The sequence below is a fragment of the Citrobacter sp. RHBSTW-00944 genome (assembly GCF_013615435.1).
GTDB classification, from domain to species: Bacteria; Pseudomonadota; Gammaproteobacteria; order Enterobacterales; family Enterobacteriaceae; genus Citrobacter; species Citrobacter braakii.
Genome location: NZ_CP055418.1, coordinates 2,402,387 through 2,425,254 on the forward strand (window position 1 = coordinate 2,402,387; position 22,868 = coordinate 2,425,254).

At 52.0% G+C, this 22,868-nt stretch carries 24 protein-coding genes and 1 other annotated feature; of the genes, 14 read left to right on the plus strand and 10 right to left on the minus strand.

The features are described 5' to 3' along the window. Positions 1–3 precede the first annotated feature (3 nt). The 3 genes from trpD to trpL all read right to left on the minus strand — a co-directional run bounded on the left by trpD (position 4) and on the right by trpL (position 3,300). Positions 4–1,599, minus strand: coding sequence for a bifunctional anthranilate synthase glutamate amidotransferase component TrpG/anthranilate phosphoribosyltransferase TrpD (trpD, locus tag HV334_RS11570; RefSeq protein ID WP_003020639.1), 1,596 nt, complete (start codon positions 1,597–1,599; stop codon positions 4–6). Next, positions 1,599–3,161 carry an anthranilate synthase component 1 gene (locus HV334_RS11575; RefSeq protein ID WP_181221751.1) on the minus strand — a complete coding sequence of 521 codons (1,563 nt, stop codon included), beginning with the start codon at positions 3,159–3,161 and terminating at the stop codon, positions 1,599–1,601. Before HV334_RS11575 ends, trpD begins: the two co-directional genes overlap by 1 nt. A gap of 23 nt (positions 3,162–3,184) precedes the next feature. Then, positions 3,185–3,279, minus strand: a sequence feature (Trp leader region). After that, positions 3,256–3,300 carry a trp operon leader peptide gene (gene trpL / locus HV334_RS11580; RefSeq protein ID WP_012905981.1) on the minus strand — a complete coding sequence of 15 codons (45 nt, stop codon included), beginning with the start codon at positions 3,298–3,300 and terminating at the stop codon, positions 3,256–3,258. Its footprint overlaps the feature before it by 24 nt. Before the next feature lie 135 nt (positions 3,301–3,435). On the opposite strand from trpL, the gene rnm reads away from it, so the two are divergent. The 3 genes from rnm (at position 3,436) to rluB (ending at position 5,907) form a co-directional block, all read left to right on the plus strand. After that, positions 3,436–4,314 (plus strand): RNase AM, encoded by an 879-nt coding sequence (rnm, locus tag HV334_RS11585; RefSeq protein ID WP_029139558.1) that lies wholly within the window; start codon positions 3,436–3,438, stop codon positions 4,312–4,314. Beyond that, on the plus strand, positions 4,311–4,931 hold the full coding sequence (locus HV334_RS11590) for an L-threonylcarbamoyladenylate synthase (RefSeq protein WP_016153256.1): 621 nt from the start codon (positions 4,311–4,313) through the stop codon (positions 4,929–4,931). The genes rnm and HV334_RS11590 overlap by 4 nt, the downstream gene beginning before the upstream one ends. Positions 4,932–5,031: 100 nt before the next feature. Beyond that, complete coding sequence (gene rluB / locus HV334_RS11595; RefSeq protein WP_006684306.1) at positions 5,032–5,907, plus strand: 23S rRNA pseudouridine(2605) synthase RluB; 876 nt, start codon at positions 5,032–5,034, stop codon at positions 5,905–5,907. A gap of 83 nt (positions 5,908–5,990) precedes the next feature. Here the strand turns inward: rluB and cobO are convergent, their stop codons facing one another. Together cobO and HV334_RS11605 are read right to left on the minus strand one after the other, a co-directional pair. Beyond that, positions 5,991–6,581, minus strand: coding sequence for a cob(I)yrinic acid a,c-diamide adenosyltransferase (cobO, locus tag HV334_RS11600; protein WP_016156652.1), 591 nt, complete (start codon positions 6,579–6,581; stop codon positions 5,991–5,993). Next, positions 6,578–7,339 carry a YciK family oxidoreductase gene (locus tag HV334_RS11605; protein WP_181221753.1) on the minus strand — a complete coding sequence of 254 codons (762 nt, stop codon included), beginning with the start codon at positions 7,337–7,339 and terminating at the stop codon, positions 6,578–6,580. Before HV334_RS11605 ends, cobO begins: the two co-directional genes overlap by 4 nt. 210 nt (positions 7,340–7,549) lie before the next feature. Here HV334_RS11605 and sohB point away from each other — a divergent pair, with 210 nt between their 5' ends. Beyond that, complete coding sequence (gene sohB, locus HV334_RS11610) at positions 7,550–8,596, plus strand: protease SohB (protein WP_016153253.1); 1,047 nt, start codon at positions 7,550–7,552, stop codon at positions 8,594–8,596. Positions 8,597–8,649: 53 nt separating this feature from the next. Here the strand turns inward: sohB and HV334_RS11615 are convergent, their stop codons facing one another. Further along, a complete protein-coding gene (locus HV334_RS11615) occupies positions 8,650–8,901 on the minus strand; it encodes a YciN family protein (protein ID WP_003020616.1) in 252 nt (83 codons plus the stop codon). 397 nt (positions 8,902–9,298) lie between these two features. On the opposite strand from HV334_RS11615, the gene topA reads away from it, so the two are divergent. The 5 genes from topA to acnA all read left to right on the plus strand — a co-directional run bounded on the left by topA (position 9,299) and on the right by acnA (position 16,651). Continuing rightward, positions 9,299–11,896, plus strand: a complete 2,598-nt coding sequence (gene topA, locus HV334_RS11620; protein WP_016153252.1) for a type I DNA topoisomerase — start codon at positions 9,299–9,301, stop codon at positions 11,894–11,896. A gap of 208 nt (positions 11,897–12,104) precedes the next feature. Further along, the gene (gene cysB, locus HV334_RS11625; RefSeq protein WP_016153251.1) at positions 12,105–13,079 is read left to right on the plus strand and encodes an HTH-type transcriptional regulator CysB; all 975 of its coding nucleotides are present in this window, start codon (positions 12,105–12,107) and stop codon (positions 13,077–13,079) included. Positions 13,080–13,393: 314 nt separating this feature from the next. Further along, entirely contained in the window at positions 13,394–13,534 is a 141-nt protein-coding gene (locus tag HV334_RS11630; protein WP_213238933.1) for a YmiA family putative membrane protein, read from the plus strand. Positions 13,535–13,537: 3 nt separating this feature from the next. Further along, positions 13,538–13,708, plus strand: a complete 171-nt coding sequence (locus HV334_RS11635) for a hypothetical protein (RefSeq protein WP_016156649.1) — start codon at positions 13,538–13,540, stop codon at positions 13,706–13,708. Between the two features lie 267 nt (positions 13,709–13,975). Continuing rightward, positions 13,976–16,651, plus strand: a complete 2,676-nt coding sequence (gene acnA, locus HV334_RS11640; RefSeq protein WP_181221755.1) for an aconitate hydratase AcnA — start codon at positions 13,976–13,978, stop codon at positions 16,649–16,651. Positions 16,652–16,701: 50 nt separating this feature from the next. Here the strand turns inward: acnA and ribA are convergent, their stop codons facing one another. Then, a complete protein-coding gene (ribA, locus tag HV334_RS11645; RefSeq protein ID WP_016153247.1) occupies positions 16,702–17,292 on the minus strand; it encodes a GTP cyclohydrolase II in 591 nt (196 codons plus the stop codon). Positions 17,293–17,494: 202 nt separating this feature from the next. Here ribA and pgpB point away from each other — a divergent pair, with 202 nt between their 5' ends. From pgpB to yciH, 5 genes are all read left to right on the plus strand, one after another. Further along, positions 17,495–18,259, plus strand: a complete 765-nt coding sequence (gene pgpB / locus HV334_RS11650) for a phosphatidylglycerophosphatase B (protein WP_046275276.1) — start codon at positions 17,495–17,497, stop codon at positions 18,257–18,259. 149 nt (positions 18,260–18,408) lie between these two features. Next, on the plus strand, positions 18,409–18,717 hold the full coding sequence (locus HV334_RS11655) for a LapA family protein (RefSeq protein ID WP_006684318.1): 309 nt from the start codon (positions 18,409–18,411) through the stop codon (positions 18,715–18,717). Between the two features lie 6 nt (positions 18,718–18,723). Continuing rightward, positions 18,724–19,893, plus strand: coding sequence for a lipopolysaccharide assembly protein LapB (lapB, locus tag HV334_RS11660; RefSeq protein WP_047417273.1), 1,170 nt, complete (start codon positions 18,724–18,726; stop codon positions 19,891–19,893). Between the two features lie 189 nt (positions 19,894–20,082). Then, on the plus strand, positions 20,083–20,820 hold the full coding sequence (pyrF, locus tag HV334_RS11665; protein WP_181221887.1) for an orotidine-5'-phosphate decarboxylase: 738 nt from the start codon (positions 20,083–20,085) through the stop codon (positions 20,818–20,820). Next, positions 20,821–21,147, plus strand: coding sequence for a stress response translation initiation inhibitor YciH (yciH, locus tag HV334_RS11670; RefSeq protein WP_016153243.1), 327 nt, complete (start codon positions 20,821–20,823; stop codon positions 21,145–21,147). 90 nt (positions 21,148–21,237) lie between these two features. Here the strand turns inward: yciH and osmB are convergent, their stop codons facing one another. From osmB to HV334_RS11685, 3 genes are all read right to left on the minus strand, one after another. Then, positions 21,238–21,456 (minus strand): osmotically-inducible lipoprotein OsmB, encoded by a 219-nt coding sequence (gene osmB, locus HV334_RS11675; protein WP_003020583.1) that lies wholly within the window; start codon positions 21,454–21,456, stop codon positions 21,238–21,240. A gap of 268 nt (positions 21,457–21,724) precedes the next feature. After that, positions 21,725–22,477 carry a DNA-binding transcriptional regulator YciT gene (locus tag HV334_RS11680; protein ID WP_016153242.1) on the minus strand — a complete coding sequence of 251 codons (753 nt, stop codon included), beginning with the start codon at positions 22,475–22,477 and terminating at the stop codon, positions 21,725–21,727. Positions 22,478–22,572: 95 nt separating this feature from the next. Next, on the minus strand, positions 22,573–22,755 hold the full coding sequence (locus HV334_RS11685; RefSeq protein WP_181221757.1) for a hypothetical protein: 183 nt from the start codon (positions 22,753–22,755) through the stop codon (positions 22,573–22,575). Positions 22,756–22,868: the final 113 nt, after the last annotated feature.

Below are 22,868 nucleotides of genomic sequence, written 5' to 3' on the forward strand. Positions count from 1 at the left end.
CATTTACCCTCTTGCTGCCAGTGCAGTGACACGGTCATAGGCCGCGCCGCTGCGCAGTACATTAATCACGGTTTGCGCATTGGCTTTTAAATCTTCTTCACCGTGCAGGCGCATTAACATGGCGACATTCGCGGCAACAGCAGCTTCATGAGCGGCTTCACCTTTACCTTGTAACAAGCGACTAAGAATGTCACGGTTTTCTTCCGGCGTGCCGCCAGCCAGCTGTTCCTGGTGGTAAGGCGTCAGGCCAAAGTCTTCCGCCGTCAGTTGATAGCTCTTGATTTCGCCATCATGCAACTCTGCCACAATGGTCGGTGCATGCAGGGAAACTTCATCCATGCCTCCGCTGTGCACCACGGCTGCCCGCTGATACCCCAACACGCGCAGCGTTTCGGCAATCGGCAGCACCAGTTCCGGACTGTAAACGCCGATCAGCGCCAGCGGCGGATGTGCCGGGTTAATCAACGGGCCGAGGACGTTAAAAAGCGTACGGGTTTTCAACTGTTGGCGTACCGGCATAGCATGGCGAAAACCGGTGTGGTATTTCGGCGCAAACAAGAAACACACACCGAGGTCGTCAAGTGCCTGACGGGATTTATCGGCGTTCATATCCAGATTGATGCCAAAAGCCGCTAACAGATCCGAAGAGCCCGACTTGCTGGAGACGCTGCGGTTGCCGTGTTTGGCGACTTTCAGTCCGCAAGCGGCCGCCACAAAGGCGCTGGCGGTGGAAATATTGATACTGTTGCTGCCATCACCGCCGGTACCGACAATATCGGCAAACAGATAATCAGGTCGCGGGAACGGGGCGGCGTTTTCCAGCAGCGCGGTTGCCGCACCGGCAATTTCATTCGGGTGCTCGCCACGAATTTTCATGCTCACCAGCGCCGCAGCCAGTTGTTCCGGCTTCAGTTCACCGCGTACCACGGCGGAGAACAGTTGGTGGCTTTCCTGCTGAGACAGCGTCTGGGCCTGATACAGTTTCTCCAGAATAGGTTGCAGGGTATTGGTCTGTTCGAGTTTCTGTTGCGCCCAGGCCAGCGTTTGCTCCAGCAGACGTGCGCCCTGGGTGGTCAGAATAGATTCTGGATGGAACTGGAAGCCACATACGCGATCGGTATCGTGACGTACCGCCATCACCATGCCGTTAAAGTGGGCGTTGATGGTCAATCCGGCCGGAACGTTGCTGCCAACCAGCGAGTGATAGCGCGCCACCGGCAGCGGATTTGCCAGACCGGCGAACATTGCCTGACCGTCGTGTTCAATGCTGGACGCTTTGCCGTGCAGGATTTCCCCAGCCTGTCCCACGTATCCACCATAGGCCTCGACAATGGCCTGATGCCCCAGACAAATGCCGATGATTGGCAGCTTGCCGCGCAGGCGGGTTAACAGCTCCGGCATGCAGCCCGCTTCGCTTGGCGCACCTGGACCTGGAGAGAGCATCAGCACCGGATTTTTCATGGTCGCTAAGCGGTCTATTAATGTCTGGGCCGGAATATGGTTGCGGTAAATCACCACGTTATGACCGTTAGTACGCAGCTGATCTGCCAGGTTATAGGTAAAAGAGTCGATATTATCGAGCAGCAGAATGTCAGCCATTAGAAGGTCTCCTGTGCGTGGTGTGCGGTGGCGATAGCACGCAGAACCGCACGCGCTTTATTACGGGTTTCATCGGCTTCTGACTGCCCAACGGAATCCAGAACAATTCCGGCGCCAGCCTGAACGGTGGCAATACCGTCTTCCACGAGGGCGGAACGAATCACAATACAGGTATCCAGATCGCCATGGGCCGTGAAGTAACCTACTGCACCGCCATAGCTGCCGCGACGACGGCCTTCGGCCTCGGCGATAAGCTGCATGGCGCGAACTTTCGGCGCTCCGCTTAGCGTACCCATGTTCATACAGGCGCGGTAAGCATGCAGCACATCCAGATCGCTACGCAGCTCGCCGACTACGCGGGAAACCAGGTGCATAACGAAGGAATAACGATCCACTTTGGTGAGGTCAGCAACGTAGCGGCTGCCGGGCGTGCAGATGCGCGCCAGGTCGTTACGCGCCAGGTCTACCAGCATCAGGTGCTCGGAAAGCTCTTTATGATCGGTACGCATCTCCAGCTCAATACGGCTGTCGAGATCGCGGTCCAGCGAACCGTCCGCACGACGACCGCGTGGGCGGGTCCCGGCAATCGGATAGATTTCAATCTGCCGGCTGGTGGCATCGTATTTCAGCGAGCTTTCCGGAGAGGCGCCGAACAGGGTGAAATCGTTGTCCTGCATAAAAAACATGTACGGGCTGGGGTTACTTTTCTTCAGCACATAGTAGGCCGCCAGCGGTGACGGGCAGGGCAGCGAGAAACGACGGGATGGAACCACCTGGAAAATTTCGCCAGCGCGAATGGCTTTTTGCATACCACGAACCACGGCGGCAAACTCTTCATCGCTCTGATTGCATTCGCAGCGCATGTGCGGGACTTCAGTGACGGGCAGCGGCGGCGCAGGTTCGGTAAGCTGCTGGCTCAGTTGCGCCAGACGGGCATTAAGACGCTGTTTTTCTGCATCGCTGGGGGTAAATATGCTGGCCTGAATGCGGGTGCTTTTCTTCTGATGGTCGATGACCATGAGCGTTTCTGCCAGATAGAAGCAGTAGTCAGGGCAACGGTTGCCCGCTTCAAGCTGAGGTAAATCTTCAAAACCGGCAACCAGGTCGTAGGAAAACAGACCGCCGAAGAACATCGCTTCACGTTCTTGCGCAGGAACATTAACCAGCTCCTGCAATAAACGGAAGGCATCAAATACGGACAGGGAACATAAGCGGGCATCTTCATCCAGCAGCGGGCTAACGGCAGGGAATCGCAGATGGCGACCATTCGGCTGTTGTGTGTTCTCAACACCCGCTGGCAAGGCAGCATCCAGCAGCGGCAGCAGCGATGCGCCGTTAGCGGATAATGCCTGAATGGTGACAGTGTCACCGATGGCGGTAATGCGTAATGCGCTGTCGACCAGCAGCAGGCTCTTCAGATCGTCTTTGCTGTCGATATCGGCAGATTCCAGCAGCAGCGTTGCCGGACGTGCGCCACACACCTGATGAAACAGCGCCGTCGGATTTTCACGGTAGGCGGCATCGCAGGCAAGCAGTTCGAGTGTCGGTTTTTGTGTTTGCATCGTTATTCTCATTAATTTTGTTCAAAAAAAAGCCCGCTCATTTGGCGGGCCGGGTATCTGGTTGCATATTGCAGACGTAAGACACTGCCCGAAATCAGGAAGTGCGCCACCAACCGTGCAGAACAAATGTTGCTTTCATCTCAGATACCTTCTTCATGTGAACTTGCGTACTAGTTAACTAGTTCAATGGAATAAAGTCAACACCTGATTTCAGTATATTTGTCTAAACCGCTATGATGGGCGGGTTAAGACATTTAGTGAAACGGGAGCCGCATTGAGCGACACGAATTACGCAGTGATTTATGACCTGCACAGTCATACTACAGCCTCCGATGGGCGATTAACGCCAGAAGCCTTAGTACACCGTGCGGTAGAGATGCGAGTCGGTACACTGGCTATCACCGATCATGACACCACGGCGGGTATTGCGGCGGCAAGAGAGGAAATTTCACGTGCGGGTTTAGCGTTAAATTTGATCCCTGGCGTCGAGATATCAACAGTCTGGGAAAACCATGAGATCCATATCGTGGGTCTGAACATTGATATCGCCCATCCAATGATGTGCGAATTTCTGGCGCAGCAAACGGAACGTCGTCAGCAGCGCGCGCGCCTGATTGCTGAACGACTCGACAAAGCGCATATTCCCGGCGCGTGGGAAGGGGCATTACGCCTGGCTGATGGCGGGGCGATCACTCGGGGGCATTTTGCGCGTTTTCTGGTGGAATGCGGAAAAGCCACAACCATGGCGGATGTCTTTAAAAAATATCTTGCTCGTGGGAAAACCGGTTACGTTCCGCCACAGTGGTGTACAATAGAACAAGCTATTGATGTCATTCATCATTCTGGCGGTAAGGCAGTTCTGGCTCATCCTGGGCGGTACGATCTTAGCGCTAAGTGGCTGAAAAGACTGGTTGCGCATTTTGCTGAACATCACGGCGACGCGATGGAAGTGGCACAGTGCCAGCAGTCTCCCAATGAACGTACCCATCTGGCGACGCTTGCGCGTCAGCATCAACTGTGGGCATCGCAAGGGTCTGATTTTCATCTACCCTGCCCATGGATTGAGCTGGGTCGTAAACTCTGGTTGCCCGCAGGCGTAGAAGGCGTCTGGCAACTTTGGGAACAGCCCGAGACCACAGAGAGGAAAGTATGAGCCAGTTTTTTTATATTCATCCCGAAAACCCACAGCAGCGCCTGATCAATCAGGCCGTTGAAATCGTGCGTAAAGGAGGGGTGATCGTCTATCCAACTGATTCCGGCTATGCGTTGGGTTGCAAAATTGAAGATAAAGGCGCCATGGAGCGCATTTGTCGCATCCGTCACCTGCCGGACGGACACAACTTTACGCTGATGTGTCGTGACCTGTCCGAACTGTCGACCTATTCGTTTGTCGACAACGTGGCCTTCCGTTTAATTAAAAACAACACGCCGGGTAACTACACGTTCATCCTGAAGGGGACGAAAGAAGTACCACGTCGACTGTTGCAGGAAAAACGTAAGACCATCGGCTTGCGTGTACCCTCGAATCCGATTGCGCTGGCGCTGCTGGAAGCGCTGGGCGAGCCTATGCTCTCTACATCACTGATGCTGCCGGGCAGCGAATTTACCGAGTCAGATCCGGAAGAAATCAAAGATCGTCTGGAGAAAGTGGTGGATTTGATTATCCACGGTGGATATCTCGGCCAGCAGCCAACCACGGTCATCGATTTAACCGATGATTCCCCGGTGGTATTGCGCGAAGGCGTCGGCGACGTTAAACCTTTCTTATAAGGGCGCGAACCGCTATACTACGCGGCCTTAAAATGGCGCTGACTAGCGCCGTTGATTCTCCTGTTCGACGCCTGTGAAGGCGACATCTAAAGGAAGCTCTATGAGCGAAAAGTTACAAAAAGTGCTGGCGCGCGCTGGCCACGGTTCTCGCCGTGAAATTGAATCCATAATTGCCGCGGGTCGCGTGAGCGTTGATGGCAAAATTGCCACGCTCGGCGATCGCGTTGAAGTTACGCCGGGTCTGAAAATCCGTATCGACGGTCATCTGATTTCGGTGAAAGAATCTGCGGAGCAAATCTGCCGTGTTCTGGCTTATTACAAGCCAGAAGGTGAACTGTGTACCCGTAACGACCCGGAAGGTCGTCCGACCGTGTTTGATCGTCTGCCAAAACTGCGCGATGCGCGCTGGATTGCCGTGGGACGTCTGGACGTGAATACCTGTGGTTTACTGCTGTTTACCACCGATGGCGAACTGGCGAACCGTCTGATGCACCCAAGCCGCGAAGTTGAACGTGAATATGCGGTGCGTGTGTTTGGTCAGGTTGATGACGCGAAACTGCGCGATCTGAGTCGTGGCGTGCAGCTGGAAGATGGTCCGGCTGCATTTAAAACGATCAAGTTCAGCGGCGGTGAAGGGATCAACCAGTGGTATAACGTCACGTTGACCGAAGGGCGTAACCGTGAAGTCCGTCGCCTGTGGGAAGCCGTGGGCGTGCAGGTAAGTCGTCTTATCCGTGTACGTTACGGTGATATCCCACTGCCGAAGGGCCTGCCGCGTGGCGGCTGGACGGAACTTGACCTCGCGCAGACCAACTATTTGCGTGAACTGGTGGAACTGAAGCCGGAAACCACCTCTAAAGTTGCCGTCGAGAAAGATCGTCGCCGTATGAAGGCAAACCAGATCCGCCGTGCGGTGAAGCGCCACTCTCAGGTTGGCGGCAGCCGTCGTCCGGGCGGTCGCAGCAACAACGGTTAATCATGAGTAGGCCTGATAAGCAACGCGCCATCAGGCGTTAGCGTGGAGCCGGATGCGGCGTAAGCGCCTTATCCGGCCTACTGTCAGTAATCGATCCCCATCTGGGCTTTCACACCCGCTTCAAAGGCGTGCTTAACCGGCCGCAGTTCGCTGACCGTATCCGCTAACTCCAGAATATCGCGATGACATCCACGACCGGTGATAATAACCGTTTGATGGGCAGGGCGCGCGTTTAGGGCATTGATGACCTCGTCGAGCGGCAGATAGTCGTATGCAACCATGTAGGTCAGCTCGTCCAGTATCACCATATCCAGCTCTGCGTCGGCCAGCATCCGCTTGCCGTGTTCCCATACGGCCATGCAGGCTGCGGTGTCGGACTCGCGGTTCTGCGTTTCCCAGGTAAATCCTGTCGCCATGACCTGAAACTCAACGCCGTGGGGTTCGAGTAAGTTACGTTCACCGTTTGGCCACGTCCCCTTAATAAATTGCACTACGCCGACTTTTTTACCGTGGCCTACTGCGCGCGTGGCGGTACCGAACGCGGCGGTGGTTTTACCCTTACCATTTCCGGTGAACACAATAATAATCCCGCGCTCGTCTATGGCGGCGGCAACACGGGCGTCAACCCGGTCTTTTACGCGCTGCTGGCGCTGCTGATAGCGTTCTTCACTCATTGGGCGATTCCTGGTTTACGGCCCGGCTGGGCATCGAAAGTCATACCGGTTTTACGGCGGCTGTCATCGCCCATCAGCCACAGGTACAGCGGCATAATATCGGCGGGGGTTTTCAATTTTTGCGGATCTTCCGTCGGGAACGCGCTGGCTCGCATGCCGGTACGCGTTCCACCTGGATTGATACAGTTTACGCGCAGGTGGCGGTTCTGATATTCATCAGCCAGAACCTGCATCATTCCTTCGGTAGCAAATTTGGAGGTGGCGTATGCCCCCCAGTTGGCGCGCCCCTGGCGACCGACGCTGGAGGAGGTAAAGACCAGCGATCCGGCATCGGATTTGAGCAACAACGGCAGCAATGCCTGAGTCAGCATAAAGGTGGCGTTCACGTTTACCTGCATCACGTCCTGCCATACCTGCGGGTTTTGCTCGCTCATCGGGCAAATGTCACCGAGCAATCCGGCATTATGCAGTACGCCATCCAGACGCGGGAAATGCGCGGCAATGCGCTGTGCGAGCTGGTGGCATTCGTCAGACGTACAGGTGAGCAGATCCAGCGTGAACCAGTGTGGTTGCGTACCTTTTTCTTCGGCGATGGAGTGGGCAACCTGACGCAGTTTTTCTTCGTTACGCCCTAACAGAATCACGGTCGCGCCGTAACGCGCGTAGGTCTGTGCGGCTTCACGCCCGATACCATCGCTGGCACCGGTGACCAGAATAATGCGGTCCTGTAGAAGATCTTGTTTCGGTTGATAATGCACGGCTACTCCTCGGCGACGTCCTGGCCATCTCGTTCGCGATAACTTTTGGGCTTTATGCCTTAAACCCTGTTCTTTTTCAATCAGCCAAAGGCAATAACACCGCAAAATGAACGCGTTGTCATGCTTTTTACTGAATGGATGAAGCAAGACGGGTTAACAAGGCTGTTGTACACTGAGCGAAAGTAGCGTTGTTTAACCAAGGTGGGTCACGTGGAATTGTTGTCTGAATATGGGTTGTTTTTGGCAAAAATTGTCACTGTCGTGGTGGCTATTGCGGTGGTAGTTATGCTGATCGTAAACGCGACACAACGCAAACGTCAGCGTGGGGAATTGCGGGTCATTAATCTCAGCGATCAATATAAAGAGATGAAAGAAGACCTGTCGCTGGCCTTATTGGATGGACATCAGCAAAAATTCTGGCATAAGGCGCAGAAAAAGAAACACAAGCTTGAGGCGAAGGCCGCTAAGGCAAAAGCGAAACTGGGAGACAGTACGTCATCTGATAAACCACGGGTATGGGTACTTGATTTTAAAGGCAGTATGGATGCCCATGAGGTCAGCGCATTACGCGAAGAGGTGACGGCAGTGCTGGCGGTCGTTAAACCCCAGGATCAGGTCGTGGTTCGTCTGGAAAGTCCGGGCGGTGTAGTACACGGCTATGGCCTGGCCGCGTCCCAGTTACAACGTCTGCGCGATAAGCAGATCCCGCTGACCGTTACGGTAGATAAAGTCGCTGCGAGCGGCGGATATATGATGGCTTGCGTGGCGGATAAAATTGTCTCGGCGCCGTTTGCTATTGTCGGCTCTATTGGCGTTGTGGCACAGATCCCGAACTTTCACCGCTTCCTGAAAGGGAAAGATATTGATATCGAACTGCACACCGCCGGACAGTACAAGCGTACGCTGACCTTACTTGGTGAAAACACGGAAGAAGGGCGGCAGAAATTCCGCGAAGACCTGAACGAAACCCATCATCTGTTTAAAGATTTTGTACAGCGCATGCGTCCGGCTCTGGACATTGAGCAGGTTGCCACGGGTGAACACTGGTTTGGTCAACAGGCGCTGGCCAACGGGCTGGTGGATGAGATCAATACCAGTGATGAGGTGATCCTCGGACTGATGGACGGTCGTGACGTATTGAACGTACGTTATCTGCAGCGTAAAAAACTGATGGACCGTTTTACCGGCAGTGCCGCCGAGAGCGCCGATCGTTTACTGATGCGCTGGTGGCAGCGGGGGCAAAAACCGCTGATGTAAAATTGCAATTGCCGGATGAGGCGCAGCCGTCATCCGGCAAATCATTTCTCGTGTTAATCGATCAAGTGATACTTTTCAGAAAGTACGTGCGCCAGATGTTTAAACATATTAAACACCGCCGTACTTTTGGGCGTCGGTAGCCCTTGCTCGTCTAAAAAGTAATCTCCGCTGAAAACCAGCACGCCATTTCGCTGCGTTACGCCGGTGGCGACAATCCCCGCCAGCGTGTCCTCATGCTCACGAATGATTTTGTTGGCTTCAATCAGCAGTGTTTCGCGATCGATGGGTTGAGTGTCTTTATGCATTATTTACTCCTTAAACAAGGACATTAGTCTACGCCGAGCCCGGCTTATGGGCAAATATTCCCTGACTTAAATGAAGGTCTTACGACAGTGTTGCAAGTGGCGAGATTTGTTTTTGCATGCTAATAAAGTTGCGTAACGCATTTTATCAGGTACAGTGTGACGCTTTCGTCAATCTGGCAACAGATTTGCTTGACATTCGACCAATACTCCGTCGTGCTATAGCGTTTGTGAGCGAAAAAGCCTGTTAACTCAGTTACATGAGAGTTACATTACAAGCGCGAATCAGTTTAAGGGTTGATATCCGCCGACGCAGAGACCATATCGATGTCTCGTCGCCAGTGGAAGGTGAATCAACGTGCGACGCATTCTGGAAGAATCAAATTAGGTAAAGGTGAATATGGGTAAAGCTCTTGTCATCGTTGAGTCCCCGGCAAAAGCCAAAACGATCAACAAGTATCTGGGTAATGACTACGTGGTGAAATCCAGCGTCGGTCATATCCGTGATTTGCCGACCAGTGGCTCAGCAACTAAAAAGAGCGCCGACTCAACCTCCACCAAAACGGCTAAAAAGCCCAAAAAGGATGAACGTGGCGCTCTCGTCAATCGTATGGGTGTTGACCCGTGGCACAACTGGGATGCGCGCTATGAAGTGCTGCCCGGGAAAGAAAAAGTTGTTTCTGAACTGAAGCAACTGGCTGAAAAAGCCGACCACATCTATCTCGCAACCGACCTTGACCGCGAAGGGGAAGCCATTGCGTGGCACCTGCGGGAAGTGATCGGCGGCGACGACACCCGCTACAGTCGCGTGGTGTTTAACGAAATTACCAAAAACGCTATTCGTCAGGCGTTTGAAAAGCCGGGCGAGCTGAACATCGACCGCGTCAATGCGCAACAGGCGCGCCGCTTTATGGACCGTGTTGTGGGCTATATGGTGTCGCCGCTGCTGTGGAAAAAAATTGCGCGAGGCCTGTCAGCAGGCCGCGTACAGTCGGTTGCCGTGCGTCTGGTGGTTGAGCGTGAACGCGAAATCAAAGCATTCGTTCCTGAAGAGTTCTGGGAAATTGATGCTAACACGACGACGCCAGGCGGTGACGCGTTACCGCTTGAGGTGACGCATCAGAATGATAAACCGTTCCGTCCGGTCAACCGGGAACAAACGCTTGCCGCCGTTAGCCTGTTGGAAAAAGCGCGCTACAGCGTTCTGGAACGTGAAGATAAGCCGACCAGCAGCAAGCCGGGTGCGCCGTTCATCACCTCCACGCTACAGCAGGCCGCCAGCACGCGTCTGGGCTTCGGCGTGAAGAAAACCATGATGATGGCGCAGCGCTTGTATGAAGCGGGCTACATCACTTATATGCGTACTGACTCAACCAACCTGAGCCAGGATGCGGTGAACATGGTTCGCGATTACATCAGCGATAATTTCGGCAAAAAGTATCTGCCGGAGAGCGCGAACCAGTACGCCAGCAAAGAGAACTCGCAGGAAGCGCACGAAGCTATCCGTCCTTCCGATGTCGCCGTGCAGGCGGAATCGCTGAAAGATATGGAAGCCGATGCGCAAAAACTGTATCAGCTGATCTGGCGCCAGTTTGTTGCCTGTCAGATGACGCCTGCTAAATATGATTCCACCACGCTGACGGTGGGCGCGGGTGATTTCCGTCTGAAGGCGCGTGGTCGTATTCTGCGCTTCGATGGCTGGACGAAAGTGATGCCTGCGCTGCGTAAGGGCGATGAAGACCGCATTTTACCTGCGGTGGATAAAGGCGATACGTTGACGCTCATCGAACTGACACCTGCTCAGCACTTTACCAAACCGCCTGCGCGATTCAGTGAAGCTTCGCTGGTTAAAGAGCTTGAAAAACGTGGTATTGGTCGTCCATCCACGTATGCGTCGATCATTTCTACGATTCAGGATCGCGGTTATGTTCGCGTTGAGAACCGTCGCTTCTACGCTGAAAAAATGGGTGAAATCGTCACCGATCGTCTGGAAGAAAACTTCCGCGAACTGATGAACTACGACTTTACCGCGCAGATGGAAGACAGTCTCGACCAGGTGGCAAATCACGAAGCCGAATGGAAGGGCGTACTCGACAACTTCTTCACTGATTTTACTCAGCAACTGGATAAAGCCGAGAAAGATCCTGAAGAGGGCGGTATGCGTCCGAACCAGATGGTGCTGACCAGCATTGATTGCCCAACCTGCGGGCGCAAGATGGGTATTCGTACCGCCAGCACTGGCGTTTTCCTGGGTTGTTCTGGCTATGCGCTTTCCCCGAAAGAGCGTTGCAAAACCACCATTAACCTGGTGCCGGAAAACGAAGTGCTGAACGTGCTGGAAGGCGACGATGCGGAAACCAACGCTTTGCGCGCCAAACGTCGCTGCCAGAAGTGCGGCACGGCGATGGACAGCTACCTTATCGATCCTAAGCGCAAGCTGCATGTATGTGGTAATAACCCTACCTGCGACGGCTATGAGATCGAAGAAGGCGAATTCCGCATCAAGGGTTATGACGGTCCTATCGTTGAGTGCGAGAAATGTGGCTCTGAAATGCACCTGAAAATGGGACGTTTCGGCAAGTACATGGCGTGTACCAACGACGAGTGCAAAAATACCCGTAAGATCCTGCGTAACGGTGAAGTTGCTCCACCGAAAGAGGATCCGGTTCCGTTGCCAGAACTGCCGTGTGAAAAATCTGATGCGTATTTCGTGTTACGTGATGGTGCTGCAGGTATCTTCCTGGCGGCAAATACGTTCCCGAAATCACGTGAGACACGTGCGCCGCTGGTTGAAGAGTTGTACCGCTTCCGCGATCGTCTGCCGGAAAAACTGCGCTATTTGGCAGATGCGCCGCAGACTGACCCGGACGGCAACAAGTCGATGGTTCGTTTCAGCCGTAAAACCAAGCAGCAATACGTTGCTGCGGAGAAAGACGGTAAGGCGACCGGCTGGTCCGCGTTCTTCGTTGACGGTAAATGGGTAGAAGGGAAGAAATAACAGCATTCCGGCTGAATTTCTCCTCAAAGGGTCGCGTAAGCGGCCCTTTTTGTTTCTGGCGTATTATTTTTTGTCATCCCTATACAGCTCACATAGAAATGATATAGTGGTTATAGTTAACACACTTTTTATTATTAAATCGTATTAGCAGCGCCAACGAGCCTGCTCTGAAACGATGATTTGATGGCGCAAATCGGGATGGCTTAACATGAAATTACAGCAGCTTCGCTACATTGTTGAGGTGGTGAACCACAACCTTAATGTCTCCTCAACGGCGGAAGGGCTTTATACCTCGCAGCCAGGTATCAGTAAGCAAGTTCGTATGCTGGAAGATGAACTTGGCATCCAGATTTTTGCCCGTAGCGGTAAGCACCTGACCCAGGTTACGCCAGCGGGGCAGGAAGTCATTCGAATCGCGCGAGAAGTTTTGTCGAAGGTGGACGCCATTAAGTCCGTTGCTGGCGAACATACCTGGCCGGACAAAGGCTCACTGTATATCGCCACCACGCACACTCAGGCGCGTTACGCTTTGCCGAACGTCATTAAAGGCTTTATTGAGCGTTATCCTCGCGTCTCATTGCATATGCACCAGGGATCGCCGACGCAAATCGCCGAAGCCGTCTCGAAAGGGAATGCAGATTTTGCTATCGCGACGGAAGCCCTGCACCTGTATGACGATCTGGTGATGCTGCCTTGCTACCACTGGAACCGTTCGATTGTCGTTACGCCAGACCATCCGTTGGCGGGCAAATCCGCCGTATCCATTGAAGAACTGGCGCAGTATCCGCTGGTGACCTACACGTTTGGATTTACCGGACGTTCGGAACTGGACACCGCGTTCAACCGTGCGGGTCTGGAGCCGCGTATAGTTTTTACCGCGACCGATGCCGATGTCATTAAGACCTATGTACGCCTGGGCCTCGGCGTGGGGGTAATTGCCAGTATGGCGGTTGATCCTGTCTCCGACCCTGACCTGGTGCGCGTTGATGCCCATGATATCTTCAGCCATAGCACCACCAAGATTGGTTTTCGTCGCAGCACTTTTTTACGCAGTTACATGTATGATTTTATTCAACGTTTCGCGCCGCATCTGACGCGTGATGTGGTGGATACGGCGGTGGCGCTACGTTCCAACGACGATATTGAAGCCATGTTTAAAGATATTAAATTGCCCGAGAAATAATAACGGCTGTTACCTCGTCGGTATCCTCAAACATAAAGCGATACCGACGGCAGAGTCTGAATCTATTCAATATTTTTCATCTATATATTAACCATATATTGTTTATGGTAAACACTTGCTAAAGTAGTTTCAAATTAGTAAGGTCGCCAAAAATCCCTCTCAAATATTTATAACCGATCAAATAATTAATTTATTTATCAGGTCGAGTATGAAAATTAACTGGCTTTTTTTGACCTTTTTTATTAGGATTCCTCCTATCTGATGATTAATTGTACCGATTGTTTGGTGCTTAAATGATAAGTGATTTCGATAGTATGAGGTTAGCGATGCCTTCAGGAAACCAGCCAGCACGCCGGGATCCCGTCATGAAACGTAAAGCCTGGTTCGCTGTGTTTCTTGGCTCTGCCGTGTTCTGGATTATTGTCGCGCTCGTGGCCTGGAATGTGTGGGGGTAGGTCATGTCCACACTGGAACAACGCTCCACCGTGATGCCATCTCCGGATGACCATGAACAAGAGGGTCAACGCAGCGCAGAGAATAAGCCGAATATTCCAGCGACCTGGAAACTCTCTCCTGAACAACGGGCGTTTATCGATCTGTTTGCGGATGATGATGAACAGAAACAATAATTGATACGAATTTTATAATTATTATTAGTCCGTTGTCTTGTACTGCAAATATTTTATTCCGGGCAATCGTGATGAGCGATGTTTATCACCGTATTAACCTTGACCGCTTAAACCTTTCTCCTCGCCAGATACTTCAGTTGCCCCTTTTGTAGCCCTCCACTTTTATCAATTTGAGTTGTTATCAAAGCGTTACATTTTGTTTGTGTTATCTTTAATACTAACCCTGAGGAAAATCAGGGGATCCAACCCTGTCATTAAGGAGGAGCTATGTCGTCGACCCTACGAGAAGCCAGTAAGGACACATTGCAGGTTAAAGATAAAACCTACCGTTACTACAGTCTGCCGCTGGCCGCTAAATCACTGGGTGATATCACCCGTTTACCGAAATCGCTAAAAGTTTTGCTGGAAAACCTGCTTCGCTGGCAGGACGGTAATTCCGTTACCGAAGATGATATTCATGCGCTTGCGCATTGGCTGAAGACCGCTCATGCCGATCGAGAAATTGCCTATCGACCTGCTCGTGTTCTGATGCAGGATTTTACCGGCGTGCCGGCGGTGGTCGATCTCGCCGCCATGCGCGAAGCGGTGAAACGTCTGGGTGGGGATACGGCAAAAGTGAATCCGCTTTCGCCAGTGGATCTTGTCATTGACCACTCGGTAACGGTGGATCGTTTCGGTGATGATGATGCTTTCGAAGAAAACGTGCGCCTGGAAATGGAACGTAACCATGAACGTTATGTGTTCCTGAAATGGGGACAGCAGGCATTTAGTCGCTTCAGCGTTGTACCGCCGGGTACGGGGATTTGCCACCAGGTTAACCTTGAATATCTTGGCAAAGCTGTCTGGAGCGAGTTACAGGACGGTGAGTGGGTGGCTTATCCCGATACACTGGTCGGTACCGATTCCCATACCACGATGATTAATGGTCTCGGTGTGCTGGGCTGGGGCGTTGGAGGCATTGAAGCTGAAGCGGCAATGCTGGGTCAACCGGTCTCAATGCTGATCCCGGATGTTGTGGGCTTTAAACTGGTGGGTAAACTGCAGGAAGGCATCACTGCCACCGACCTGGTTCTGACCGTCACCCAGATGCTGCGTAAGCACGGTGTCGTCGGTAAATTCGTTGAATTCTACGGTGATGGGCTGGACACCCTACCTCTGGCCGATCGAGCAACCATTGCGAACATGGCACCGGAATACGGCGCAACCTGCGGTTTCTTCCCGATCGATGACATTACCCTTGAGTATATGCGTCTGAGCGGGCGCAGTGAGGAACAGGTTGAGTTGGTCAATGCCTATGCCAAAGCGCAGGGAATGTGGCGTAACCCAGGGGATGAACCTGTGTTTACCAGTTCGTTGGCGCTGGATATGGGCAGCGTAGAGGCAAGCCTTGCTGGACCGAAGCGTCCGCAGGATCGGGTGGCGCTGGCTGATGTGCCGAAAGCCTTTTCGGCGAGTAATGAACTCGAGGTGAATAGCTCGCTGAAAGACCGTCAGCCAGTGGACTATACCATGAGCGGTCAGCAGTATAAGCTGCCGGACGGTGCGGTGGTGATAGCCGCTATCACCTCTTGTACCAACACCTCAAACCCAAGCGTATTGATGGCGGCGGGGCTGCTGGCGAAAAAAGCCGTAACGCTTGGTTTGAAACGTCAGCCATGGGTGAAAGCCTCGTTGGCGCCAGGATCGAAGGTGGTTTCCGATTATCTGGCAAAGGCTGGGTTCACTCCGTACCTTGATGAGCTGGGATTTAATCTTGTGGGTTATGGCTGTACCACCTGTATTGGCAACTCTGGACCCTTACCCGATCCTATCGAAACAGCCATCAAAAAAGGCGATCTTACGGTTGGGGCAGTGCTTTCAGGAAACCGTAACTTTGAAGGTCGTATCCATCCGCTCGTGAAGACCAACTGGCTGGCGTCTCCGCCGCTGGTGGTGGCCTACGCGCTGGCGGGGAATATGAATATCAATCTGACGAAAGATCCGTTAGGCCATGACAGAAAAGGCGATCCCGTTTATCTGAAAGATATTTGGCCGACAGCCAAGGAAATTGCCCGCGCCGTTGAGCAGGTCTCTACAGCCATGTTCCATAAAGAGTATGCTGAAGTCTTTGAAGGCACGCCAGAATGGAAAGCAATCCAGGTTGATCGCGCTGATACCTATGGCTGGCAGTCTGACTCGACTTATATCCGTTTGTCACCGTTCTTCGATGGTATGCAGGCTACGCCGGATCCGGTTCAGGACATTCACGGTGCGCGTATTCTGGCGATGCTCGGAGATTCTGTTACCACCGACCATATTTCTCCTGCCGGCAGTATTAAGCCAGACAGCCCGGCGGGGCGCTATCTGCAAAGCCATGGCGTTGAGCGTAAAGATTTTAACTCTTACGGTTCACGACGCGGGAATCATGAAGTGATGATGCGTGGTACCTTTGCCAATATTCGTATTCGCAATGAGATGGTACCCGGCGTGGAAGGTGGTATGACGCGTCATTTGCCGGGAACCGAAGTGGTGGCTATTTATGATGCGGCCATGCAATACCAGCAGGAGAACGTGCCTCTGGCAGTGATTGCCGGGAAAGAGTATGGATCCGGCTCCAGCCGCGACTGGGCGGCGAAAGGCCCACGTTTGCTGGGCGTTCGCGTGGTTATCGCAGAGTCTTTTGAGCGAATTCACCGTTCTAACCTGATTGGCATGGGCATTTTACCGCTGGAATTCCCGCAGGGCGTCACGCGTAAAACGCTGGGATTAACCGGTGAGGAGGCGATCGATATTACGGACCTACAACACATTAAACCGGGGGCGACAGTTCCGGTGAGTATGGTACGCGCAGATGGGCGTAAAGAGGTGATTCTATGCCGCTGTCGCATTGATACCGCGACGGAGCTAACGTATTACCAAAACGACGGCATTCTGCACTACGTGATTCGTAATATGTTGAATTAAAATTAAAAAAAGCCTGCGAGAGCAGGCTTTTTGATAGGCGGTGACAACGATTATTTGCCCAGCAAATGTCCCATCTTGGCGGCTTTGGTGTCCAGATAATGTTCATTTTTTGGATTACGGCCCACGATCAGCGGCACGCGTTCAACAATATTGATTCCCGCTTCGGTCAGGATTTCTACTTTCTTCGGGTTATTGGTCAGCAAACGTACCGCATCCACGCCCAGCAGCTTGAACATATCGGCACACAGCGTGAAATCGCGCTCGTCTGCCGCAAATCCCAACTGATGATTCGCTTCAACGGTATCATAACCCTGGTCTTGCAACGCGTAAGCGCGGATTTTGTTGAGCAGGCCAATGTTGCGTCCTTCCTGACGGTGATAAAGCAGAATGCCACGCCCTTCTTCAGCAATGTGGGTGAGGGCCGCTTCAAGCTGGAAACCGCAATCGCAACGCAGGCTAAACAGCGCATCGCCAGTCAGACATTCGGAGTGGACGCGCGCCAGGACAGGTGTTTGGCCTGTGATATCGCCAAAAACCAGTGCGACATGATCGTGTCCGGTTGCCAGTTCTTCAAATCCCACCATCAGGAAATCACCCCAGGGGGTTGGCAGTTTGGCTTCTGCCACACGTTTAAGCTGCATGTAATTCTCCAGATTATGCTGGCACTCGTCGTGCCTTCGCCTGTCGGCTTCTGTTCTGTATTACACTATTTTGCCATAAGGCAACGACGTTCACCTAATCGCGACCACGGATTCGCTTTTGGAATGGCACAAAATTGTCAATTTTCCCGACGTGTGAATTTTTCAGTTATGATTGTGATACTTATCGACGAAAGGAGAGGAAATGCTGTCTATTGCAAAGCGCACCGCAGTGGGGACCGGACTGCTACTTATCATGCCGGTTGCCGTATGGGTATCAGGCTGGAGCTGGCAGCCGGGGCACAATGTCTGGTGGTTAAAGTCCTTGTACTGGGTAACGGAAACGGTGACGCAGCCGTGGGGAATTATCACTCACGTTGCGCTTTGTGCGTGGTTTCTGTGGTGCCTGCGTTTTCGTCTTAAAGCCGCGGTAATGCTGTTTGCTATTCTGGCAGCGGCGATTTTAGTGGGACAGGGCGTGAAGTCCTGGGTAAAAGACAGGGTGCAAGAACCGCGACCTTTTGTCGTGTGGCTGGAAAAAACGCACCATATTCCGGTTGATGAGTTCTACACTTTAAAACGTAAAGATCGTGGGCATTTAGTCAAAGAACAATTGGCTGAACAGCAGGATATTCCAACGTTTTTACGCAAGCACTGGCAAAAAGAAACGGGGTTTGCCTTTCCGTCCGGACATACGATGTTTGCCGCCAGTTGGGCTTTACTGGGCGTAGGGCTGTTATGGCCGCGCAGACGTACGCTGACGATTGTGTTTTTGCTGATCTGGGCGACCGGCGTGATGGGCAGCCGCTTGCTGTTAGGCATGCACTGGCCCCGTGATTTGGTGGTGGCAACGCTGATTTCGTGGCTGTTGGTGACGCTGGCAACCTGGCTTGCACAGCGGGTATGCGGACCATTAACCCCACCAGTGCAGGAGGAAAAAGAAATCGCGCAGCGAGAACAAGAAAGCTAGCGATGATTGATTTTTCAAATTTTGCCCTTAAATCATAAAGTGGAAAGCGCTTTTCCGTTTCGCACTCGTTGTGAAAATGGTAATTTAAAGGGCTCAACGCGGTAAGTTGGACACGATTTATTCGCTCAAACCACATAACGGGAAGTAATGTGAAATATTTACTCATTTTCTTACTGGTGTTGGCGATTTTTGTTATTTCGGTGACATTGGGTGCGCAAAACGATCAACAGGTTACGTTTAATTACCTGCTGGCTCAGGGTGAGTATCGTATCTCTACGCTGCTTGCTGTATTGTTTGCCGCAGGGTTTGCGATTGGTTGGCTAATTTGCGGCCTTTTCTGGCTGAAGGTTCGTGTGTCTCTTGCGCGCGCCGAACGTAAAATCAAACGACTGGAAAACCAGCTTGCGCCTGCGACCGACGTTGCGGTATCTGCCGATTCGTCGGTTGTGAAGGAATAATTATTTATGTTGGAGTTGTTGTTTCTGCTTTTACCTGTAGCCGCTGCCTATGGGTGGTATATGGGTCGCAGAAGTGCGCAACAAACCAAGCAGGATGAAGCTAACCGTCTTTCTCGTGACTATGTCGCCGGGGTTAACTTCCTCCTGAGCAATCAACAAGATAAAGCGGTGGATCTGTTCCTTGATATGCTAAAAGAGGACACAGGCACCGTTGAGGCTCATCTCACCCTCGGAAACCTGTTCCGCTCTCGCGGTGAAGTCGATCGCGCAATCCGCATCCATCAAACGTTAATGGAAAGTGCCTCGCTGACCTACGAGCAGCGTTTGCTGGCCGTGCAACAACTGGGGCGCGACTACATGGCCGCGGGACTGTACGACCGCGCGGAAGACATGTTCAATCAGCTTACCGATGAAACTGATTTTCGGGTTGGCGCATTACAGCAACTGTTGCAAATTTATCAGGCCACCAGCGAATGGCAAAAAGCCATTGATGTAGCAGAGCGTCTGGTAAAACTCGGCAAAGACAAACAGCGTAATGAGATAGCCCACTTCTACTGCGAACTGGCCTTACAGCAAATGGGTAGCGACGATATGGATCGCGCCATGACGCTGTTGAAAAAAGGCGCCGCGGCAGATAAAAACAGTGCACGGGTATCCATCATGATGGGTCGCGTGTACATGGAAAAAGGTGATTACGCGAAGGCGGTTGAAAGCCTGCAACGGGTCATTTCCCAGGATAAAGAGCTGGTCAGCGAAACGCTGGAAATGCTGCAAAGCTGCTACCAGCATCTGGGGAAAAACGATGAGTGGGCGGAGTTTTTACGTCGGGCCGTTGAGGAAAATACAGGTGCCGCCGCCGAACTGATGCTGGCGGATATTCTTGAGGCGCGTGAGGGGGCTGATACCGCTCAGGTCTATATCACTCGTCAGCTGCAACGTCATCCTACGATGCGCGTGTTCCACAAGCTGATGGATTATCATCTCCACGAAGCAGAAGAAGGGCGTGCCAAAGAGAGCCTGATGGTTCTGCGCGATATGGTCGGAGAGCAGGTACGCAGTAAACCTCGTTACAGCTGCCAGAAGTGCGGTTTTACGGCGTATACGCTGTACTGGCACTGTCCATCCTGCCGTTCATGGTCAACCATTAAGCCCATTCGCGGACTTGATGGGCTGTAATTTTTAAAAAAACCTCATTTTAGTTACAACATACTGTTGGTGTGTAATCGATCCATCCACAACCTCCGCTGCCGGTTCGCCTGGCAGAAATGTAATCGCGCCTGTTAATTTTCTATTACCGCAGGTAGAATGCACGCCGTTTACCCATTTCGCGCCGCCGTGGGCGCCCATCCTCAAGAAGGTCTGGTCATGACGTTTACTGCTTCATCTTCTTCTCGTGCTGTTACCGATTCTCCTGTCGTTGTCGCTCTCGATTATTCTAATCGTGATAAAGCATTAGCTTTTGTCGACAGAATTGATCCTCGTGATTGCCGTTTGAAAGTGGGCAAAGAGATGTTCACGCTTTTTGGACCTCAGTTGGTTCGCGATCTACAACAGCGTGGTTTTGACATCTTTCTTGATTTGAAATTTCATGATATTCCCAATACCACCGCACATGCAGTTGCCGCTGCTGCCGAACTTGGCGTCTGGATGGTTAACGTTCACGCTTCTGGCGGGGCGCGTATGATGACTGCAGCCCGTGAAGCCTTAGTGCCTTTTGGCCAGGACGCGCCGCTACTGATTGCCGTGACGGTTCTGACCAGTATGGAAGCCAGCGACCTCGCCGATCTCGGCGTGACGTTGTCACCTGCGGATTATGCTGAAAGACTGGCGCGCTTAACCCAGAATTGTGGTCTGGACGGTGTCGTATGCTCAGCTCAGGAAGCGGTGCGATTTAAGCAGGCGTTGGGCCAGGCATTTAAGCTGGTAACGCCGGGGATTCGTCCAGAAGGCAGCGAGGCGGGCGATCAGCGTCGTATTATGACACCGGAACAGGCGCAGTCAGCAGGTGTGGATTACATGGTGATTGGTCGCCCGGTTACCCAGTCGGCCGATCCCGCGCAGACGCTGAAGATGATCAATGCTTCCCTGAAACGAGGTGCGTAAATGAACGACTCAAACTCTCGTCTGGTCTACTCTACCGACTCCGGGCGTATTGATGAACCGAAAACAGCGCCTGAGCGTCCAAAAGGCGATGGCATTGTTCGTATCCAGCGCCAGACCAGTGGTCGCAAAGGGAAGGGCGTGTGCCTGATTACCGGTATTGATCAAGACGATGCCGAACTGACCAAATTAGCCGCAGAACTGAAGAAAAAGTGTGGTTGCGGTGGAGCAGTGAAAGATGGCGTGATTGAAATTCAGGGGGATAAACGCGACCTGATTAAATCGCTGCTGGAAGCTAAAGGAATGAAAGTTAAACTGGCTGGCGGTTAATAAAAAAGCCACGGAAAATTTCCGTGGCTTTTTAATAATACAGACCTGAAAAAGTAAACGTATTATTATATCGAGCCGTTTAACCGTAGATTATTTACCCACCTGGTGGCCAATAATACCACCTACTGCAGCACCACCCAGCGTACCCAGCGTGCTGCCGTCAGTCAGGACTGCACCACCTATTGCTCCTGCACCAGCACCGATTGCGGTGTTACGATCTCGTTTGGACCAGTTAGAGCAGGCACTCAGCGACATTGCCAGAGTAATCGCCAGAATGGCAGCGGTCATTTTTTTGCTCGTTACTAACATAATACTTTCTCCTGAATTATTGATTCACGGAATCCAGTGTTCTTTAAGGATAGCGTCAAATTAAGACTATCGAAGATATTTCCGTGAAACCGTTTAGCGAAGTCATTACAAACACTATCCTGAAGTTGGAGGTTCGTTCCTGTTATATCGCTAACATTAATTTTACGACTTTATCCTGTTAACGACAGGTAAAAAGTCTTAATTGGATTGTCAGATAACTCTCAGAGAGCAGATGATTTGTCTGCTGACAAACCATCTACTGAAGATTTTATGCGTGGGCATCAATGATATTGACGATTAATCCTGAATGTTCGAGCTGCATTTGTACGCTGGCGCTGAGTCTGGAGTCCGTTACTACGCGGCTGAATCGCTCTAATGGACCCAGCGTGTAAGGGTGAATGGCGTCGAATTTTGAGCTGTCGGTCAACACAATAACTTCTGCGCCTTTTTCCAGCACCGCGTTAACCACGTCAGAACGCATCATATCGCGTCCGGTAAAACCGGTATCAGCCTGCCAGCCGTCAATGCCGATAAAGGCCTTACTGAAGTGTACCTGCTGGATAAACTGGCGAGTTAAGGGGCCGACCATGCTCTCACTTTTTTTCTGGTAAATTCCACCGAGAAGAATCACTTCACAGGGCGTTTCTTTGAGCAGATGAGCAATGTAGCTGCTCACGGTGATGATGGTGACATCTTTTTGCTCTGCCAGCGTTCTGGCCAGAAGTGCATTGCTGCTGCCATTCTCAATGAATACGGATTCGCCTGGACTGACCAGAGATGCAGCGAATTCAGCCAGTTCACGTTTCAGAGTGAAATTGGTCATCATGCGCGTTTCAACATCATCGCTGTTCAATGAAACAGCAAAACCGTGGGCTCGGCGTAAGTAACTCTGTTTTTCCAGCGTGTTCAGATCCTGTCGAATCGTCACTTCGGAGACACCGGTGACTTTTGCCAGATCGGCGACGCTCATCTGACCTTTATCGGTCACCATCTGCAAAATAGATTGTTGTCGGGAATTCATAGTATTAATTTTATTGCGATATCGTATCGGAAATTAAACGGAAACTGCATTATCTGCAGTTTGCTGATAGCAGCGACATCAAAAGATCACTGTCATCAGATCTCCCATGGCGCCTTCTGCTTTTTCGCCAAAGATACGGCATCTTCTTTGACCGTATCTAACAGTTCAGCTTTCAGAATTTCAAGATTGTGGATGGCTGAGTGGTAATCACCTGCAACGAGGATATCCAGCACAGTATCAATACGTTCGGCCAGACGCTGAGCGTCGATATCAGACATGGTCGTCATCCTAATGGCAAAAGAGTTTGAATTTCATGATGCAGAATTTCATGGCAAAAGAGAAGGGAAAAATAGTATTAACCTGAACGATTGAAGAATATTATATATTCTGT

Bases quoted from the DNA above. Each gene is read 5' to 3' on its own strand.
- trpD (WP_003020639.1), bottom strand. From the start codon at position 1,599: ATGGCTGACATTCTGCTGCTCGATAATATCGACTCTTTTACCTATAAC.
- HV334_RS11575 (WP_181221751.1), bottom strand. From the start codon at position 3,161: ATGCAAACACAAAAACCGACACTCGAACTGCTTGCCTGCGATGCCGCC.
- HV334_RS11590 (WP_016153256.1), top strand. From the start codon at position 4,311: ATGAGCCAGTTTTTTTATATTCATCCCGAAAACCCACAGCAGCGCCTG.
- rluB (WP_006684306.1), top strand. From the start codon at position 5,032: ATGAGCGAAAAGTTACAAAAAGTGCTGGCGCGCGCTGGCCACGGTTCT.
- cobO (WP_016156652.1), bottom strand. From the start codon at position 6,581: ATGAGTGAAGAACGCTATCAGCAGCGCCAGCAGCGCGTAAAAGACCGG.
- HV334_RS11615 (WP_003020616.1), bottom strand. From the start codon at position 8,901: ATGCATAAAGACACTCAACCCATCGATCGCGAAACACTGCTGATTGAA.
- topA (WP_016153252.1), top strand. From the start codon at position 9,299: ATGGGTAAAGCTCTTGTCATCGTTGAGTCCCCGGCAAAAGCCAAAACG.
- cysB (WP_016153251.1), top strand. From the start codon at position 12,105: ATGAAATTACAGCAGCTTCGCTACATTGTTGAGGTGGTGAACCACAAC.
- HV334_RS11630 (WP_213238933.1), top strand. From the start codon at position 13,394: ATGAGGTTAGCGATGCCTTCAGGAAACCAGCCAGCACGCCGGGATCCC.
- HV334_RS11635 (WP_016156649.1), top strand. From the start codon at position 13,538: ATGTCCACACTGGAACAACGCTCCACCGTGATGCCATCTCCGGATGAC.
- acnA (WP_181221755.1), top strand. From the start codon at position 13,976: ATGTCGTCGACCCTACGAGAAGCCAGTAAGGACACATTGCAGGTTAAA.
- ribA (WP_016153247.1), bottom strand. From the start codon at position 17,292: ATGCAGCTTAAACGTGTGGCAGAAGCCAAACTGCCAACCCCCTGGGGT.
- pgpB (WP_046275276.1), top strand. From the start codon at position 17,495: ATGCTGTCTATTGCAAAGCGCACCGCAGTGGGGACCGGACTGCTACTT.
- lapB (WP_047417273.1), top strand. From the start codon at position 18,724: ATGTTGGAGTTGTTGTTTCTGCTTTTACCTGTAGCCGCTGCCTATGGG.
- pyrF (WP_181221887.1), top strand. From the start codon at position 20,083: ATGACGTTTACTGCTTCATCTTCTTCTCGTGCTGTTACCGATTCTCCT.
- yciH (WP_016153243.1), top strand. From the start codon at position 20,821: ATGAACGACTCAAACTCTCGTCTGGTCTACTCTACCGACTCCGGGCGT.
- osmB (WP_003020583.1), bottom strand. From the start codon at position 21,456: ATGTTAGTAACGAGCAAAAAAATGACCGCTGCCATTCTGGCGATTACT.
- HV334_RS11680 (WP_016153242.1), bottom strand. From the start codon at position 22,477: ATGAATTCCCGACAACAATCTATTTTGCAGATGGTGACCGATAAAGGT.
- HV334_RS11685 (WP_181221757.1), bottom strand. From the start codon at position 22,755: ATGTCTGATATCGACGCTCAGCGTCTGGCCGAACGTATTGATACTGTG.